The following is a 13,041-nucleotide window of genomic DNA, read 5'->3' on the forward strand; positions in this document are numbered from 1 at the left end:
CCCGATCAAGCCTGGCGCGCCGCGCGCCGAGCCAACACGAAGTCGCGGTAGGCGAGCGCGCTGTCCTTGGGCGTGCGCCGCTGCGTCGCGTAGTCCACATGCACGATGCCGAAGCGCTTCTCGTAGCCCGAGGCCCATTCGAAGTTGTCCATCAGGCTCCACACCATGTAGCCGCCCATGGGCGCGCCCTGCGCGATCGCGTCGCCGACGGCGGCGATGTGTGTGTCCAGATAGCGGGTGCGGTCGTCGTCATGCACGCGGCCGTCGGCGCCCACCGGATCGGGGAAGGCCCCGCCGTTCTCGGTCACGTACAGGCGCTTGGCCGCCGGGTAGTCGCGATGCACCGACACCAGCAGGTCGGTCAGGCCCTGCGGGTAGACCTCCCAGCCCATGTCGGTGAGCTCCAGGCCGCTGGTCTTCGGGTCGAAGCTGTTGTCCGCGCTGGCCATGCCGCGCGAGTAGTAGTTGATGCCGACGAAGTCGATGGGCACGCGGATGCGGTCCATGTCGCCGGCCTCGACGTACGGCGCGTCATCGCCCAGGTGCTCGATCACGTCCTGGGGATAGTGGCCGTTGAACAGCGGGTCCATGTACCAGCGGCGCAGCTTGCCGTCCTCGAGCCGGGCCTTGGCGCGGTCCGCATCGGAGTCGGTGGCGGGATACATCGGCGCCATGTTCAGCACGATGCCCAGCGAGGCCTTCAGTTGCAGCTCGCGCATCGCGGTCACGGCCAGGCCGTGGCTGAGCAGCAGGTGATGCGAGACCTGCGCGGCCAGGCGGCGGTCCTTGAGGCCGGGCGCGAAGACGCCGGTCTCGTGGCCGAGCTGCGCGACCACCCAGGGCTCGTTGTGCGTGGCGATGGAGACCACCTTGTGGCCCAGCCGCTTCGCGATGCCCACGGCGTATTCGACGAAGCGCTCGACGGTGGCGCGGTTGCCCCAGCCGCCGATGTCCTGCAGCGCCTGCGGCAGGTCCCAGTGGTTCAGCGTCAGGTAGGGCTTGAGGCCGCGCGCCAGCAGGCCGTCGACGAGCCGCTCGTAGAAGGCCAGGCCGGCTTCGTTCCACTCGCCGTCGCCGGTCGGGCGTACGCGCGGCCAGGACACCGAGAAGCGATAGGCCTCGACGCCCAGGTCCCGGATCATGTCCAGGTCCTGCTCCCAGCGCGCGTAGTGCTCGCAGGCGACGTCGCCGCTGCTGCCGTCGGCGATCACGCCGGGCTGCCGGCAGAAGCTGTCCCAGATCGACGGGCCCTTGCCGTCGGCGTCATGGGCGCCCTCGATCTGGAAGGCGCTGGTGGCCACGCCCCAGACGAAGTCGTCGGGGAAGCGCTTGGCGGAGGCGGTCGGCAGGGTGGAGGATGACATCGGAGCAGGCGTGCTTATGGTTGTTGGAGGGCGGAAGGCGAGAGGCGGAGGGCGTGATGCGATGCGTGGCGCGTCACTTCACCGCGCCGACGGTCAGGCCCGAGATGAGCTGCCGCGAGCACAGGACGAAGAGCACGATCAGCGGCAGCGTCGCGATGGCGGAGCCGGCCATCAGCGCGCCCCATTCGGTGTCGACGGGGCTCTGCAGCGAGCGCAGCGCCAGCGGCAGCGTGTACATGTCGGGCGAGCGCATGACGACCAGCGGCCCGATGAAGTTGTTCCAGGAAGAGATGAAGGTGATCAGGCCGAGCGTCCCCAGCGCCGGCTTGAGCAGCGGCAGCACGATGCGGGCGTAGATGCCGAGCTCGCCGCAGCCGTCCATGCGCGCAGCCTCGACGAGCTCGCGCGGCACGGCCGAGGTGATGACCTGGCGCATCAGAAAGATGCCGAAGGCGCTGGCCGCGCCGGGGATGTAGAGCGCGCGCGGCTGATCGATCCAGCCCAGCAGGTCCATGATCATGAAGCTCGGGATCATGTTCATGAAGCTGGGCAGCAGCATCGTGCCCATGACGAGGCCGAAGAGCGCCTTCTTGAAGCGGAACTCGTACATCGCGAAGGCATAGCCGCCCATCGAGCAGAACAGCAGCGTCAGGCCGGTGTTGCACAGGCCCACGTAGAGGCTCAGGCCGAGGTTGCGCCAGAAGGGCAGGCGTTTGGTGAGGATGTCGACGTTGTTCAGGAAGTCGTTGCCGAACCACATCGGCGGCGGCAGGCTGAAGATCTCGGTGCGCGAGTGCGTCGCGAAGACGAACATGAAATAGAAGGGCGCCAGCATGATCAGCGCCCCGGCGCCCACCAGCAGGTAGGCGGCCCAGGCGGTCATGCGCGGCGGCTGCGCGGCGCGCGGCGCGGTGGCGTCGAGGGAGGCAGGCATCGTGGTGCTCATGGCGCGGCGTCCTCAGTCGTCCTTGCGCCGGAAGGCGCGGTTCGTCAGCCACGTCAGCGCGGCCACGATGAAGAACAGCAGCCAGGACATCGCGCTGGCGGCGCCGAAATCGTTGAAGTCGAAGGCGTTGCGGTAGAGGTAGACCGCGGCGCTCATGCCGGCCTGGTCGGAGCCGCCCTTGCCGCCGGTGAGGATGAAGGGTTCCTCGAACAGCTGCAGACCGCCGATGACGCTCAGCGTCACGCCGAAGAAGATCATCGGCCGCAGGCTGGGCAGCGTGATGTGGAAGAACTGCTGCACGCGGCTGGCGCCGTCCATGGTCGCGGCCTCGTAGAGATCGGGCGGGATGGTCTGCAGCGCGGCCAGGTAGAGCACGACGTTGAAGCCGACGTAGCGCCAGAAGACGATGGTCGAGATGGCGGGCTTGAGGGCGTCGGGATCGTTGAGCCAGTCCACCGCGGCCTGCGGCATCAGCGGGCCCAGCAGCGGGATCTCGCGCAGCGTGGCGATGGCGAGGTTGATCAGGCCGTAGTCGGTCGAGAACAGCGAGCTGAACAGGATCGCGATCGCGACGGAGGAGGTGATGTAGGGCAGGAAGTAAGCCCCGACCATCGGGTTGCGCCAGCGCTTGAAGGCGATGTGCAGGAAGGTGGCGAGCGGGATCGCGACCAGGTGCTGCGGCACGCCGGAGGCGATCGCCAGCCAGGCGGTGTTGCGCATGGACTTCCAGAACCACTCGTCCTGCAGCGCGAAAGCGAAGTTGTCCAGCCCGACCCAGTGCATCGCGCCCAGGCCGCTGGTGGGCTCCCAGCTGTGGAAGGCCAGGTAGAGCGAGAACAGCAGCGGGAACAGCCCGAAGACCACGAACAGCAGCAGGAAGGGCGCCAGCAGCGCGTAGGGCGCGTAGCGGGGCGAGAGGCGCAGGGCCGGCGGGAGTCGGAAGTGCATCGTCGTCGTTCCGTGTCAGCGTCGCGCGCGTTGCTGGAGCAGCCGCTGCGCATCGGCGAGCGCGGTGGCGATGTCCTTGCCGCGGTCCAGGACCTTGTCGAGCTCGGTGTCGATGACCTCGCGGGCGAAGGCGTCCTGCTTGTGGACCGGGAAGGCGCGGATGTGGCTGGCGGCATCGCGCCAGTCGCGGCGGGCGACCTGGCCGCCGAGGAAGGGCAGCGGCTGGTCGTAGAAGGCGTCCTGCTGCGCATCGACCAGCGCGGGGAAGGCGTCCTGCGACTTGAAGGCCGCGAGCTGCTGCGCGCGGTTCATCGTCATGAAGCGGATGAAGGCGTAGGCCATCGGCTTGCGGGCGGCGTCGCCATGGCGGGCCATCGCGAAGAAGGTGCCGCCATAGGCGGCGAAGGCGCCCTCGGGCAGCTGCGCCGCGCGCCACTTGCCGCGCGTGCCGGGCGCGAGCCAGGTGTTCAGGTGGCCGGCCAGCCAGGCGCCGGACATCTGCGTGGCGATGCCGCCGCGCTTGAAGCCCTCGGTCCAGTCGGAGGACCAGGCGGTGACCTTGGCGTCGAGCTGCTGGCGGCGCACGGCGCGCGCCAGCTCGAAGGCGCGGACGAAACGCGGCGAGGTCACCAGCGGCCGCGAGTCCTTGTCGAAGTAGAGGCCCTCGCCCGCTTGCAGGCCGGTGCGGATGAGGATGTCCTTCATGTCGCGCGCGTGCGCCATCAGGTAGGCGCCGGTCGAGGCCTTGATCTTCACGCCGGCGGCGACGTAGCCCTCCCAGCTCCGTGTCAGGTCGGCCTCCTTGAGGCCGGCGCGCGCCAGCAGGTCGGCGCGGTAGAGGAGGGTGCCGGGGCCGATGTCGGTAGGGACGGCCAGCACGGCGCCGGCCGGGGTCGTCGCCTGGTCGAAGGCGTAGCCGACGAAGCGCGCGCGCTCGCGGCCGAGCTCATAGGGCGGACGGGACAGGTCCTCGAGCCCGGTGCCCTGCGCGAATCGGCCGAGGTAGCCGATCTCCAGCGCCATCACGTCCGGCAGGCCCTTCGCGGTCGAGAGCGCCGTCGTCATCGCGGTGTGGTGGTCGTTGAGCTCGCGGCTCACGATCTTCACCTCGACGTCGGGATGCAGCTGCTTCCAGGCAGGCAGGGCGGACCGGACGATCTCGTCGATGGCGGGGAAGGCGGCGACGGTGAGCGTGGTTGCCGTAGGCACGGGCGCCGGCGTGGGAGTGGGCGTGGCGGTCGCGCTGGCCGGCTGCGCGGCAACGCCTGACCCCGCCTGGATCAGGGCCAGGGTCAATGTCGCCGTGGATAGCCATCGGGCCCACTGCCGCATGCTTTGTGTCTCCGTCGTTGGTGCCGTTATGAAAGCGCTTTCATGATATCGGTCGTCAGAGTGGGAACGTACCAGGGTTATCGCTAGTGAGGCAGGCTTGCCTGCGGAGCGAGGTCGAGCCCGAAGCCCCGCTCAGACCGCCCGTGTGGACGATCGAATGATCAACCGCGGCTCCGGAAGCTGCGTCGTCGGTGTCTTGTCCGCCAGCAGCTCCAGCAGCGCCTGCGCCGCGCAGCGTCCCAGCTCGAGGCCGGCCTGGTGGATGGTCGTCAGCGGCGGGATGCAGTGCGCGGCGCCGGCCAGGTCGTCGAAGCCGACGATGGAGACGTCCTCCGGCACCCGCAGCCCGCGGCGGTACAACGCCAGCGAGGCGCCGAAGGCCATCTGGTCGTTGGCCGCGAAGATCGCGGTGAAGGGCTCGCGGCTGTCGATCAGGCGCTCGGCGGCCATCACGCCGCTGTCCTCGTGGAACAGGCCGGGCAGCACCAGCGCCGGCTTGTACTTCACGCCCGCCGCCTCGAGCGCGGCGCGGTAGCCCCTCAGGCGCTCCTGCGCGTCGGGGTGGACCGGGTCGCCGGCGATGAACGCGATCTTGCGATGTCCCAGCGACAGCAGATGGTGCGTCGCCAATCGCGCGCCTTCGAAGTCATTGAAGTTCAGCGCATGCAGGCTGGGCGCCTTCAGGCTGCGGCCGGTTACGACGACCGGCAGCTCTTTCGCCAGCTTGCGCAGCGACTCGTCGCTGAGGCGGCCGGTGAGCACGATGATCCCGTCGACGCGGCGCGAGCGCAGCGTGTCGATGCAGCGCTGCTCCTCCTTGGCATTCCAATGCCCGCTGGCGAAGAGCGGCACGAAGCCGGCGGCGTCGAGCACTTCCTCGATGCCGCGCAGCGCGACGCCGTAGTAGGGGCTGTCGATCGCCTGCGTGACGACGCCGACGCTGAGCGAGCGCCCGCCGGCCAGCACGCGCGCGATCGGATTGGGGACGAAGCCGAGTTCCGCGATGGCGCGGTCGACGGCGTCCTTCTTCTCCTGGCTGACGACGGCGGTGCCGTTGAGGATGCGCGAGACGGTGCTCGGCGAGACCCCGCTGGCTTCGGCCACCATGCCCAGCGTCACCTTCGATGACGGGCGGGCGGACTTGGAGCTCTTCATGGGCGGGATGGCGTTGTCGTGGGCGCGGGCGAGTTTAAGGGACGGGAAGTGAGGCGCGATCGGCGGCGTCGTTCAACGACCAGGCGGAGCGGATGAACGAACTGGCGTGACGCTGGCGGTGACCAGCAGCGCGCGGGCATCGTCGAGCTCGCGCTCACAGCCCACGCCACAGGTTGGCCGCGCCCAGCACGATGAACATGAGGAACAGCCCGCGCTGGAAGGCCGCGGCGCTGATGCGCGCGCGCAGCGCCGCGCCCAGCGCGAGTCCGACGCTGGCGGCCGCCAGCGCGACGAAGGAGGGCAGCGACCACAGCGCGCCGCCGTCGAAGGCCTGCAGCCGCGCGGCCAGCGCCAGCGTCGCGACGGTGAAGGACAGGCCCAGCGCCTGGATCATCGTGTCCTTGTCCAGTCGCAGCGCCTGCAGGTAGGGCACGAGCGGCAGCGCGAAGACGGCGGTGGCGGCGGTGACGACACCCGTCGCCAGTCCCGCGGCCAGGCCGACCCACCACGCGCCCGGCGCGACGCGCGGCAGCACCGGTTTCCGCAGGCCCCACAGCCCGTAGACCACCAGGATCGCGCCCAGCGGGAGCCGGGCGTCGATCGGCGCGAGGGTGGCGAGGTCCGGACTCCAGACGGTCGTGAGCACCAGGCCGGTCCACATCGGCCAGAGCGTCGCGACCAGCTCCCGTCCCGCCGGTCCTCGGCACTGCGCGACATTGGTCACCAGCGAGGGCATCACGAGCAGCGCGGCGGCCTGGGCCGGCGCCATCCACAGGCCGAGCAGGCTCATGGCGACCGTCGGCAGGCCCATGCCGGTGATGCCCTTGACGCCACCGGCCAGGACGAAGACCAGCCCGATGCCGAGCCAGGGCGCGAGCGCCGCGAAGGAGATCGACTGCATGCGGCGCATCTTCAGGGCCGGCCGTGGCGCTGTCGATCTCGATGTGCGGCGGATATCCTTCGCGTCTGCAAGAGGATGGCCCTGATGACCGCCGCCAACACCCGCTCCCGCGCCGCCGCGCGACCGATCGACTACCGCGTCGATCCCTTCGACCTGCAGCTCTTCGAGGCGGTGGTGGCGCAGGGGTCGATCACCGCGGGCGCGGCGGCGATGGGCCTTTCGCTCGCCGCGGCCAGCGCGCGCTTGAAGGCGCTGGAGCATCGCGTCGGCGTGCGGCTGCTCGACCGCGCCAAGACCGGCGCCGCGGCCACCGACGCGGGCCGTGCGCTGTCGCGGCAGGCCCACCGGGTGCTGGCGGAACTCGATTCGCTGCATGTCGCGATGTCGGCTTTCGGGCACGGCTTGCGCGGCACGGTGCGCCTGCTGGGCAACACGGCGGCGGTGGTCGAGGCGCTGCCGCCGCGCCTGGGGGCCTTCCTGGCCGCGCATCCCGACATCGACCTCGAGCTCCAGGAGATGCCCAGCGACGCCGCGCTGCAGGCGCTGCGCGACGGCGTCGCGGACGTGGCGGTGGTCGCGGACCACGTCGACACCGCCGGCCTGAGCGCCCACGCCTGGCTGGACGACGAACTGGTCGCGTTGCTGCCGGCGAGCCCGCGCCGGCGCGCGGCATCGATCCGGTTCGTCGAGCTGCTGGATCAGCCCTTCGTCGGCCTCGGCGCCGAGAGCGGATTGAGTCGCTTCCTGCAGGCGCAGGCCGCGCGCGGCGGCCGGGTGCCGAAGCATCGCGTGCGGGTGTCCAGCTTCGAGGCCATCGCGCGCCTGGTCGAGGCTGGCGCGGGCGTGGCCGTGATGCCGCGCAGCGCGGCGAAGCGGCAGATGACGGCCGGCTTGCGCATGGTGGCGCTCGCCGACGCCTGGGCGCGCCGCACGCTGCTGCTGTGCCACACGGCGCAGGCGCCGTCGCTGCCGGGCGTGCGGGCCCTGATCGACGCCCTGTCGATCGCCCCGGCAGGCGATTCGCGTCGCCCTCCGGCCGAACGCTGAACCCGGCGCCGCCCGCCGGCCGGGCGCCTCGCTTGCCAAGCCGGGTATCGTCCCGACTTTCCCGCCCGCCACGCGCCCCAACGCCCATGTCCGTGCCACTCGCGCCCCGCTCCGCACCGCTCTTCGTCGTGTTCAACCGCGCCTCGGGCCGAGGCGACCGCGATGAGCTCGGTCCGGCCGTCGAGGCCGCCTGCCGCGCGGCGGGCCGCGTCTGCGAGCTGATGCCCGTCGAGGAACCGGGCCGCCTGGTCGAGACCGCGCGCGAGGCGGTGCGGCGAGCGAGCGAGGCTGGCGGCGTCGTCGTGGCCGCGGGCGGCGACGGGACCATCAACTGCGTCGCCCAGGCGGTGCTCGGCAGCGGCTGCGCCTTCGGCGTGCTGCCGCGGGGCACCTTCAACTACTTCGCCCGCACCCACGGCATTCCCGCCGAGCTGGACGCCGCGCTGCGGGTGCTGCTGGAGGAGCGCGCGGTGCCGGTCCAGGTCGGCCTGCTCAACGACCGGGTCTTCCTCGTCAACGCGAGCCTGGGGCTGTACTCGCAGTCGCTCGAAGACCGGGAGGTCTGGAAGCGGCAGTTCGGCCGCAGCCGCGCCATCGCCATCGGCGCGGTGCTCGCGACCATCCTGCGCGGTCATCGCAGCCTCGGGCTGACGATCGAGTCGCAGGGCGCGCCGCGCAAGGTCCGCACACCGACGGTTTTCGTCGGCAACAACGCGCTGCAGATGGAGCAGGTCGGCCTGCCCGAGGCGCAGGCCATCGACCAGGGCGCGCTGGCCGGCGTGATGCTCAAGCCGGTGGGCCGCTGGGGACTGCTGAAGCTGCTGGTGCGCGGCGCCATGGGGCGCCTGGCCGAGGCGGACCAGATCGTCAACTTCGCCTTCCGCCGGCTCACGGTGCGGGACCGCCGCATCGGCGCACGGCGGGTGAAGGTCGCCACGGACGGGGAAGTCCTCTGGATGCGGCTGCCGCTGCATTTCGAGGTCTCGCCCCATCGGCTGATGCTGATCCGTCCACCCGGCTTGGCGGAGGAACGCCGTCAGGCGCAGGCCAGCCTCGCCGAGGCGGAGTCCGGGCGATGACGCTGGTGCTGCAGATGTCCGACCCGCACTTCGGCACCGAGCGGCCGATGGCGCTGGCGGCGCTGGAGCGGCTGTGCGGCGAGCTGCGGCCCGATGTGCTGCTGATCACCGGCGACATCACCCAGCGGGCGCGGCCGATCGAGTTCTCGCGCGCCCGGGCCTTCGTCGACAAGCTCGGCATTCCGGCGCGGCTGGTCATTCCCGGCAACCACGACATCCCGCTCTACGCGCTGTCCACGCGGCTGCTGCATCCCTACCAGCGGTATGAACGCGCCTTCGGGCCGGTCCGTGACGACGAGTTCGAGACCGACGATCTGCTGCTGATCGCGCTCAACACCACGCGGCGCTACCGGCACAAGAACGGAGAGCTGTCCGAGCGCCAGATCGAGCGCACCGCGCAGCGGCTGGCCGCGGCGCGCGCCGGTCAGGTGAAGCTGGTGGCGGTCCACCAGCCGGTGGCGGTGACGCGCGCATCGGACCTGGCCAACCTGCTGCGCGGTCATGCGAAGGCCGCCCGGCGGTGGGCGGAGGCGGGCGTGGACGCGATCGTCGGCGGCCACATCCACCTGCCCTACGTGCTGCCGCTGCACGAGCGCCGAACGGACCTGCCGCGGCCGGTCTGGGCGGTCCAGGCCGGCACCGCGCTGAGCACGCGGGTGCGGGGCGGCATCCCGAATTCGGTGAACCTGATCCGGACCGAGCAGGGGCAGGCGGCGGTTGTCGAGCGCTGGGATGTCGACGAGACCGTGGGCCTCTTTCAGCGGGTGAGCTCGACGCCGCTGACCTGAGGCGCTCTGCGCCGGCGCTTGGCCCAGCGGGCGAGCTCGATGCTGGCGATCGAGACCGTCAGCCAGGCCGTGCCGGAGGCGAAGCCGGCGAGGACGTCGCTGGGGAAGTGCACGCGCAGGAAGACGCGGCTCGCGCCGATCGAGAAGGCCAGCCCCGCGGCCGCGATCCAGGCCGGCACATGCCAGCGCCGCGGCAGCAGCCGCACCGCCAGGTAGGCGAGCATGCCCATGGCGATCACCGCACCCGAGCTGTGCCCGCTGGGGAAGCTGAAGCCGTCCTCGGTGAGCCAGTGGGTCGGATGGATGGGGCGGGCGCGCTCGAAGACCTGCTTCAGCGTCGGGTTGAGGGCGCCGTTGCCCAGCATCGCCAGCGCCCAGCCCAGGGCCAGCCCGCGGCGGCGCAGGACCAGCAGGGCCGCGGTGACCACCACGCCCAGCGTGATCAGCGTCTCCCGGTTGCCCACGACGGTGATCAGGTAGAAGGCGCGCAGCGCGAGCTCGGGCACGTGGTCGATCATCGCGACGATGAAGGCCTCGTCGAGCTGGCCGAGCGTCGGCTCGGTGTGGAGCTCCTCCGCGATCGTGGCGAAGAGCATCGCGCCGCCGACCAGGCAGGCGAAACCCGCCGCGAAGCGCAGCAGCAGGGCGACGGGCGAGAGCGGCTCGGGCGCCGCGGCGGACGGGCCGCGCAGGGGCAGCAGGCCGCGGGCGACGAGTCCCGCGGTGAGCATCACCAGCAGCAGGAGCGCGGCGTAGATCGCCAGCGCGTGGGCGCCGGCGAAGCGCACGGCCTGGAGAACGGTCGGATCGGGCATGGGCCGATCATCCCAGCATCCAGACGTACCGCTGCATCGAACGCCGATACAGCCATTCGAAGAGGTCGACGGCGACCGACACGTCGTTGCGCTCGTAGACGCCCAGCATGGCCACCACGTAGTCGCGCTTCTCCGCACCGGCGAAGCTCAGCGGCGCGCAGTGCCCGCTGAGCAGCGGGAGGTTGGCGGCGACCCGGCCGGTGCGCTTGTTGCCGTCGGCGAAGGCCTGCAGGTAGGCGATGTGGATCCACAGGAAGAAGGCGGCTTCGACCGGGTTGCGGATGGCCGCGGCCTTGGTGGCGATCTGCTGGAACATTTCCTCCAGCAAGGCGGGAATGTCGTTGGGCTTGTAGGAGGTGCCCGTGACGCTCACGGCGATGTCCCGAATCCGACCGCATCGGGAGGGCGGCAGCAAATCCGCCATCAGCAAGCCTTGCAGCTGCAGCAGCAAGGCAGGGCTCGCCTTGCGGGTGTAGCCGTGATAGGCCAGGAACTCGAGCGCATGCTTGTGATTCACGACGATGCGGGAGGCCTCGCTTCGCCCGGCCGCGTCGGTCTGGAGCGCGTGGCTGAGCCGCAGCAGGGCGTCGGTCTCTGCCAGCGTGAAGGGGCAGCCCTCCAGCCGCGAGGAGGACCAGCAGAACTCCGTCATGAACTCGGTCAGCATCGTCACCGCGCCTTCGAAATGATGGGGACCGTTCTCCCAGTGCGCGGTGCGGTACAGCGAGTCGGCGAGGCTTGGCGGCAGCAGCGAATCGACGTTGGGCTCGTAGGCATCGAGGAACGCTCGCCGGTAGGACACGGCATCGCGGTAGTCGACCGGGATCTCCATGAAGTCGAACATCTGCCGGGACGGCTCGGACCAGGCGGGCGGTCGGGGCCGGGGGGCGAGATAGCTGGCGTCCGGCTCGCGCAGGACCTGAGGCGCCAGGATGGCGGGCGGGTACGCGCCGCAAGCGGCTCCCGGCTTTCGGGCGTGGAGATTTTCGACTGGCATGGCTGGCCTCCTTCGACAGGAACGAGGCAGCGATGTTGAGAGGCCGTCGATGGCCTTCCGGCCAAAACCCGGTCCGCAGGCGCGGAAGCAACGAAGGATTTGACCGATCCGGACTCGGCGGCCGGCGCAAAGAAAAAAGCCGGACCTTGCGGTCCGGCTCAATCCTTGCAGGAGCGGACGCGGGTCAGGCGTCCGGAGGAGACTCGGTCAATACATCATCCAGCCGTTGCGGGCGACGCGGCGCAGCGAGAAGGCCAGGTCCGGGCGCTCGGCCGACTGCTCGGCGGCGGCCTGCAGCACCGCGTCGCGGGGACGCAGCTCGGCGGCGGCGTTGACGAACTCGACGACCGCATGGCCGGCGCGCAGGGCCAGGCTCACCAGGCGCTCGCCGGCCGCGCTCGCGGCACGGACGCGGGCTGCGTCGGCAGCCATCACTTGGACATTCAGCGTGGTGGTGATCATGGCGGTTCCCTTCTTGAGGTGGTGTTGGGGGCGCTGGGCGGGTGGCCTTGCGCCATGGCCGAGATATTGCGGTTTTTACGTAGGGCACGCCAATTGCGCTTCGGAATCGGGTCATCACGGCCGGAAATGACCCGTGACGGAATTAGCATCCGGCGCATGAGCACCCCCCGCCCCGTCAACTTCCGGACGCTGGACCTGAACCTGCTACGCGTCTTCGACGTGGTGATGGAAGAGCGTCATGTCACCCGCGCCGCGCACCGGCTGGCCATCACCCAGCCGGCGGTCAGCAACGCGCTGCGCCGGCTGCGCGAGGCGACGCATGAGGAGCTGTTCATCCCGTCCTCCACCGGCGTCGAGCCCACGCCGCATGCCCAGGCGCTGTGGCCGGTGGTGCGGCGCGCGCTCTCCAGCCTGCAGCAGGCGCTGGAGCCGCAGGTCTTCGATCCGCGCGCCGCCGGCAACACCGTCAGCTTCACGCTGGCGATGGCCGACGCCACCGCCGCCCTGGTGGTGCCGCAGCTGGCGCGGCGTTTCCTGGACGAAGGCATCCATGTCGGCCTGCGCGTCGTGCCGCTGACCACGCGCGACCCGCGCGAGCTGCTGGAGCAGGGCTGGGCCGACCTCGCGATCGGTTTCTTCCCGGACCTGACCGAGCAGCTGCTGGTCGAGGATGACAGCGCCGCCTTCCGCCGCGAGGCGCTCTACGCGAGCCGTTATGTCTGCGTCATGCGCGCCGACCATCCGCTGGCCGCGCCGGGCGCGCTTACGCTGGACGCCTACTGCGCGGCGCAGCACCTGCGAGTGAGCTTCGCGGGCCGGGCGCACGGCTTCGTCGACGACGCCCTGGCGATGATCGGCCGCAAGCGCACGGTGGCGATGACGGTCAACAGCTTCTTCACCGGCACGATGGCGGTGCAGCAGTCCGACCTGATCACGGTGCTGCCCGACAGCTTCGTGCCCGCGACGGGCTTCGCGGGACAGCTCGCCTGCCGGCACCTGCCGTTCGCGCTGCGCGGCATCGACATCAGCCAGGTCTGGCACGTGCGCGCCGAGCCCGATCCCGCCCAGCGCTGGCTGCGGCAGGTGATCGGCGAGATCTCGGACGTGATCGCCGCCGGCGCGCGGGCGCTGCCGCAGACGGCCCCATCACCGCCCGAGCCCGCGGAGCCCGCCGAGCCGGCCTGAGCGACGGGCCCTGCCCGCGCTG

At 70.8% G+C, this 13,041-nt stretch carries 13 protein-coding genes; 4 read left to right on the forward strand and 9 right to left on the reverse strand.

Translation table 11 applies throughout. From position 1 onward, the window contains the following. Positions 1 to 5 precede the first annotated feature (5 nt). The 6 genes from FHT38_RS01850 to FHT38_RS01875 form a co-directional block, all read right to left on the reverse strand. The gene (locus FHT38_RS01850; protein ID WP_183489342.1) at positions 6 to 1,364 is read right to left on the reverse strand and encodes a GH1 family beta-glucosidase; all 1,359 of its coding nucleotides are present in this window, start codon (positions 1,362 to 1,364) and stop codon (positions 6 to 8) included. 73 nt (positions 1,365 to 1,437) lie between these two features. Further along, positions 1,438 to 2,298 (reverse strand): carbohydrate ABC transporter permease, encoded by an 861-nt coding sequence (locus FHT38_RS01855; protein WP_255488578.1) that lies wholly within the window; start codon positions 2,296 to 2,298, stop codon positions 1,438 to 1,440. Between the two features lie 24 nt (positions 2,299 to 2,322). Continuing rightward, positions 2,323 to 3,258: a carbohydrate ABC transporter permease gene (locus FHT38_RS01860; protein WP_183489344.1), complete on the reverse strand. Its 936-nt coding sequence runs from the start codon at positions 3,256 to 3,258 to the stop codon at positions 2,323 to 2,325. Positions 3,259 to 3,273: 15 nt separating this feature from the next. Beyond that, positions 3,274 to 4,467: an extracellular solute-binding protein gene (locus tag FHT38_RS01865; protein ID WP_310737336.1), complete on the reverse strand. Its 1,194-nt coding sequence runs from the start codon at positions 4,465 to 4,467 to the stop codon at positions 3,274 to 3,276. Positions 4,468 to 4,722: 255 nt separating this feature from the next. Further along, positions 4,723 to 5,745, reverse strand: coding sequence for a LacI family DNA-binding transcriptional regulator (locus FHT38_RS01870; RefSeq protein WP_091720842.1), 1,023 nt, complete (start codon positions 5,743 to 5,745; stop codon positions 4,723 to 4,725). A 154-nt stretch (positions 5,746 to 5,899) separates the two neighbouring features. Further along, positions 5,900 to 6,646, reverse strand: coding sequence for a sulfite exporter TauE/SafE family protein (locus FHT38_RS01875; protein WP_183489350.1), 747 nt, complete (start codon positions 6,644 to 6,646; stop codon positions 5,900 to 5,902). A gap of 84 nt (positions 6,647 to 6,730) precedes the next feature. Here FHT38_RS01875 and FHT38_RS01880 point away from each other — a divergent pair, with 84 nt between their 5' ends. The 3 genes from FHT38_RS01880 to FHT38_RS01890 all read left to right on the forward strand — a co-directional run bounded on the left by FHT38_RS01880 (position 6,731) and on the right by FHT38_RS01890 (position 9,560). After that, positions 6,731 to 7,693, forward strand: coding sequence for a LysR family transcriptional regulator (locus FHT38_RS01880; RefSeq protein WP_183484916.1), 963 nt, complete (start codon positions 6,731 to 6,733; stop codon positions 7,691 to 7,693). 86 nt (positions 7,694 to 7,779) lie between these two features. Beyond that, positions 7,780 to 8,772 carry a diacylglycerol kinase family protein gene (locus tag FHT38_RS01885; protein WP_183489353.1) on the forward strand — a complete coding sequence of 331 codons (993 nt, stop codon included), beginning with the start codon at positions 7,780 to 7,782 and terminating at the stop codon, positions 8,770 to 8,772. Further along, a complete protein-coding gene (locus FHT38_RS01890; RefSeq protein ID WP_183489356.1) occupies positions 8,769 to 9,560 on the forward strand; it encodes a metallophosphoesterase in 792 nt (263 codons plus the stop codon). The genes FHT38_RS01885 and FHT38_RS01890 overlap by 4 nt, the downstream gene beginning before the upstream one ends. On the opposite strand, the gene FHT38_RS01895 is transcribed toward FHT38_RS01890, so the two are convergent. The 3 genes from FHT38_RS01895 to FHT38_RS01905 all read right to left on the reverse strand — a co-directional run bounded on the left by FHT38_RS01895 (position 9,530) and on the right by FHT38_RS01905 (position 11,834). After that, positions 9,530 to 10,375 (reverse strand): phosphatase PAP2 family protein, encoded by an 846-nt coding sequence (locus FHT38_RS01895; RefSeq protein ID WP_183489360.1) that lies wholly within the window; start codon positions 10,373 to 10,375, stop codon positions 9,530 to 9,532. The genes FHT38_RS01890 and FHT38_RS01895 overlap by 31 nt on opposite strands. Positions 10,376 to 10,382: 7 nt before the next feature. After that, on the reverse strand, positions 10,383 to 11,372 hold the full coding sequence (locus FHT38_RS01900) for a Fic family protein (RefSeq protein ID WP_183489363.1): 990 nt from the start codon (positions 11,370 to 11,372) through the stop codon (positions 10,383 to 10,385). Positions 11,373 to 11,579: 207 nt separating this feature from the next. After that, entirely contained in the window at positions 11,580 to 11,834 is a 255-nt protein-coding gene (locus FHT38_RS01905; RefSeq protein ID WP_091720983.1) for a hypothetical protein, read from the reverse strand. Positions 11,835 to 11,990: 156 nt separating this feature from the next. Here FHT38_RS01905 and FHT38_RS01910 point away from each other — a divergent pair, with 156 nt between their 5' ends. Further along, on the forward strand, positions 11,991 to 13,019 hold the full coding sequence (locus tag FHT38_RS01910) for a LysR family transcriptional regulator (protein ID WP_183489366.1): 1,029 nt from the start codon (positions 11,991 to 11,993) through the stop codon (positions 13,017 to 13,019). Positions 13,020 to 13,041: the final 22 nt, after the last annotated feature.

This window comes from Mitsuaria sp. BK041 (assembly GCF_014193085.1).
In the GTDB taxonomy this organism is placed as follows: domain Bacteria; phylum Pseudomonadota; class Gammaproteobacteria; order Burkholderiales; family Burkholderiaceae_C; genus Roseateles.

Coding starts and splice junctions, on each gene's coding strand:
- FHT38_RS01875 (WP_183489350.1), bottom strand. CDS start 6,646: ATGCAGTCGATCTCCTTCGCGGCGCTCGCGCCCTGGCTCGGCATCGGG.
- FHT38_RS01910 (WP_183489366.1), top strand. CDS start 11,991: ATGAGCACCCCCCGCCCCGTCAACTTCCGGACGCTGGACCTGAACCTG.
- FHT38_RS01900 (WP_183489363.1), bottom strand. CDS start 11,372: ATGCCAGTCGAAAATCTCCACGCCCGAAAGCCGGGAGCCGCTTGCGGC.
- FHT38_RS01860 (WP_183489344.1), bottom strand. CDS start 3,258: ATGCACTTCCGACTCCCGCCGGCCCTGCGCCTCTCGCCCCGCTACGCG.
- FHT38_RS01905 (WP_091720983.1), bottom strand. CDS start 11,834: ATGATCACCACCACGCTGAATGTCCAAGTGATGGCTGCCGACGCAGCC.
- FHT38_RS01895 (WP_183489360.1), bottom strand. CDS start 10,375: ATGCCCGATCCGACCGTTCTCCAGGCCGTGCGCTTCGCCGGCGCCCAC.
- FHT38_RS01885 (WP_183489353.1), top strand. CDS start 7,780: ATGTCCGTGCCACTCGCGCCCCGCTCCGCACCGCTCTTCGTCGTGTTC.
- FHT38_RS01850 (WP_183489342.1), bottom strand. CDS start 1,364: ATGTCATCCTCCACCCTGCCGACCGCCTCCGCCAAGCGCTTCCCCGAC.
- FHT38_RS01870 (WP_091720842.1), bottom strand. CDS start 5,745: ATGAAGAGCTCCAAGTCCGCCCGCCCGTCATCGAAGGTGACGCTGGGC.
- FHT38_RS01855 (WP_255488578.1), bottom strand. CDS start 2,298: ATGCCTGCCTCCCTCGACGCCACCGCGCCGCGCGCCGCGCAGCCGCCG.
- FHT38_RS01890 (WP_183489356.1), top strand. CDS start 8,769: ATGACGCTGGTGCTGCAGATGTCCGACCCGCACTTCGGCACCGAGCGG.
- FHT38_RS01880 (WP_183484916.1), top strand. CDS start 6,731: ATGACCGCCGCCAACACCCGCTCCCGCGCCGCCGCGCGACCGATCGAC.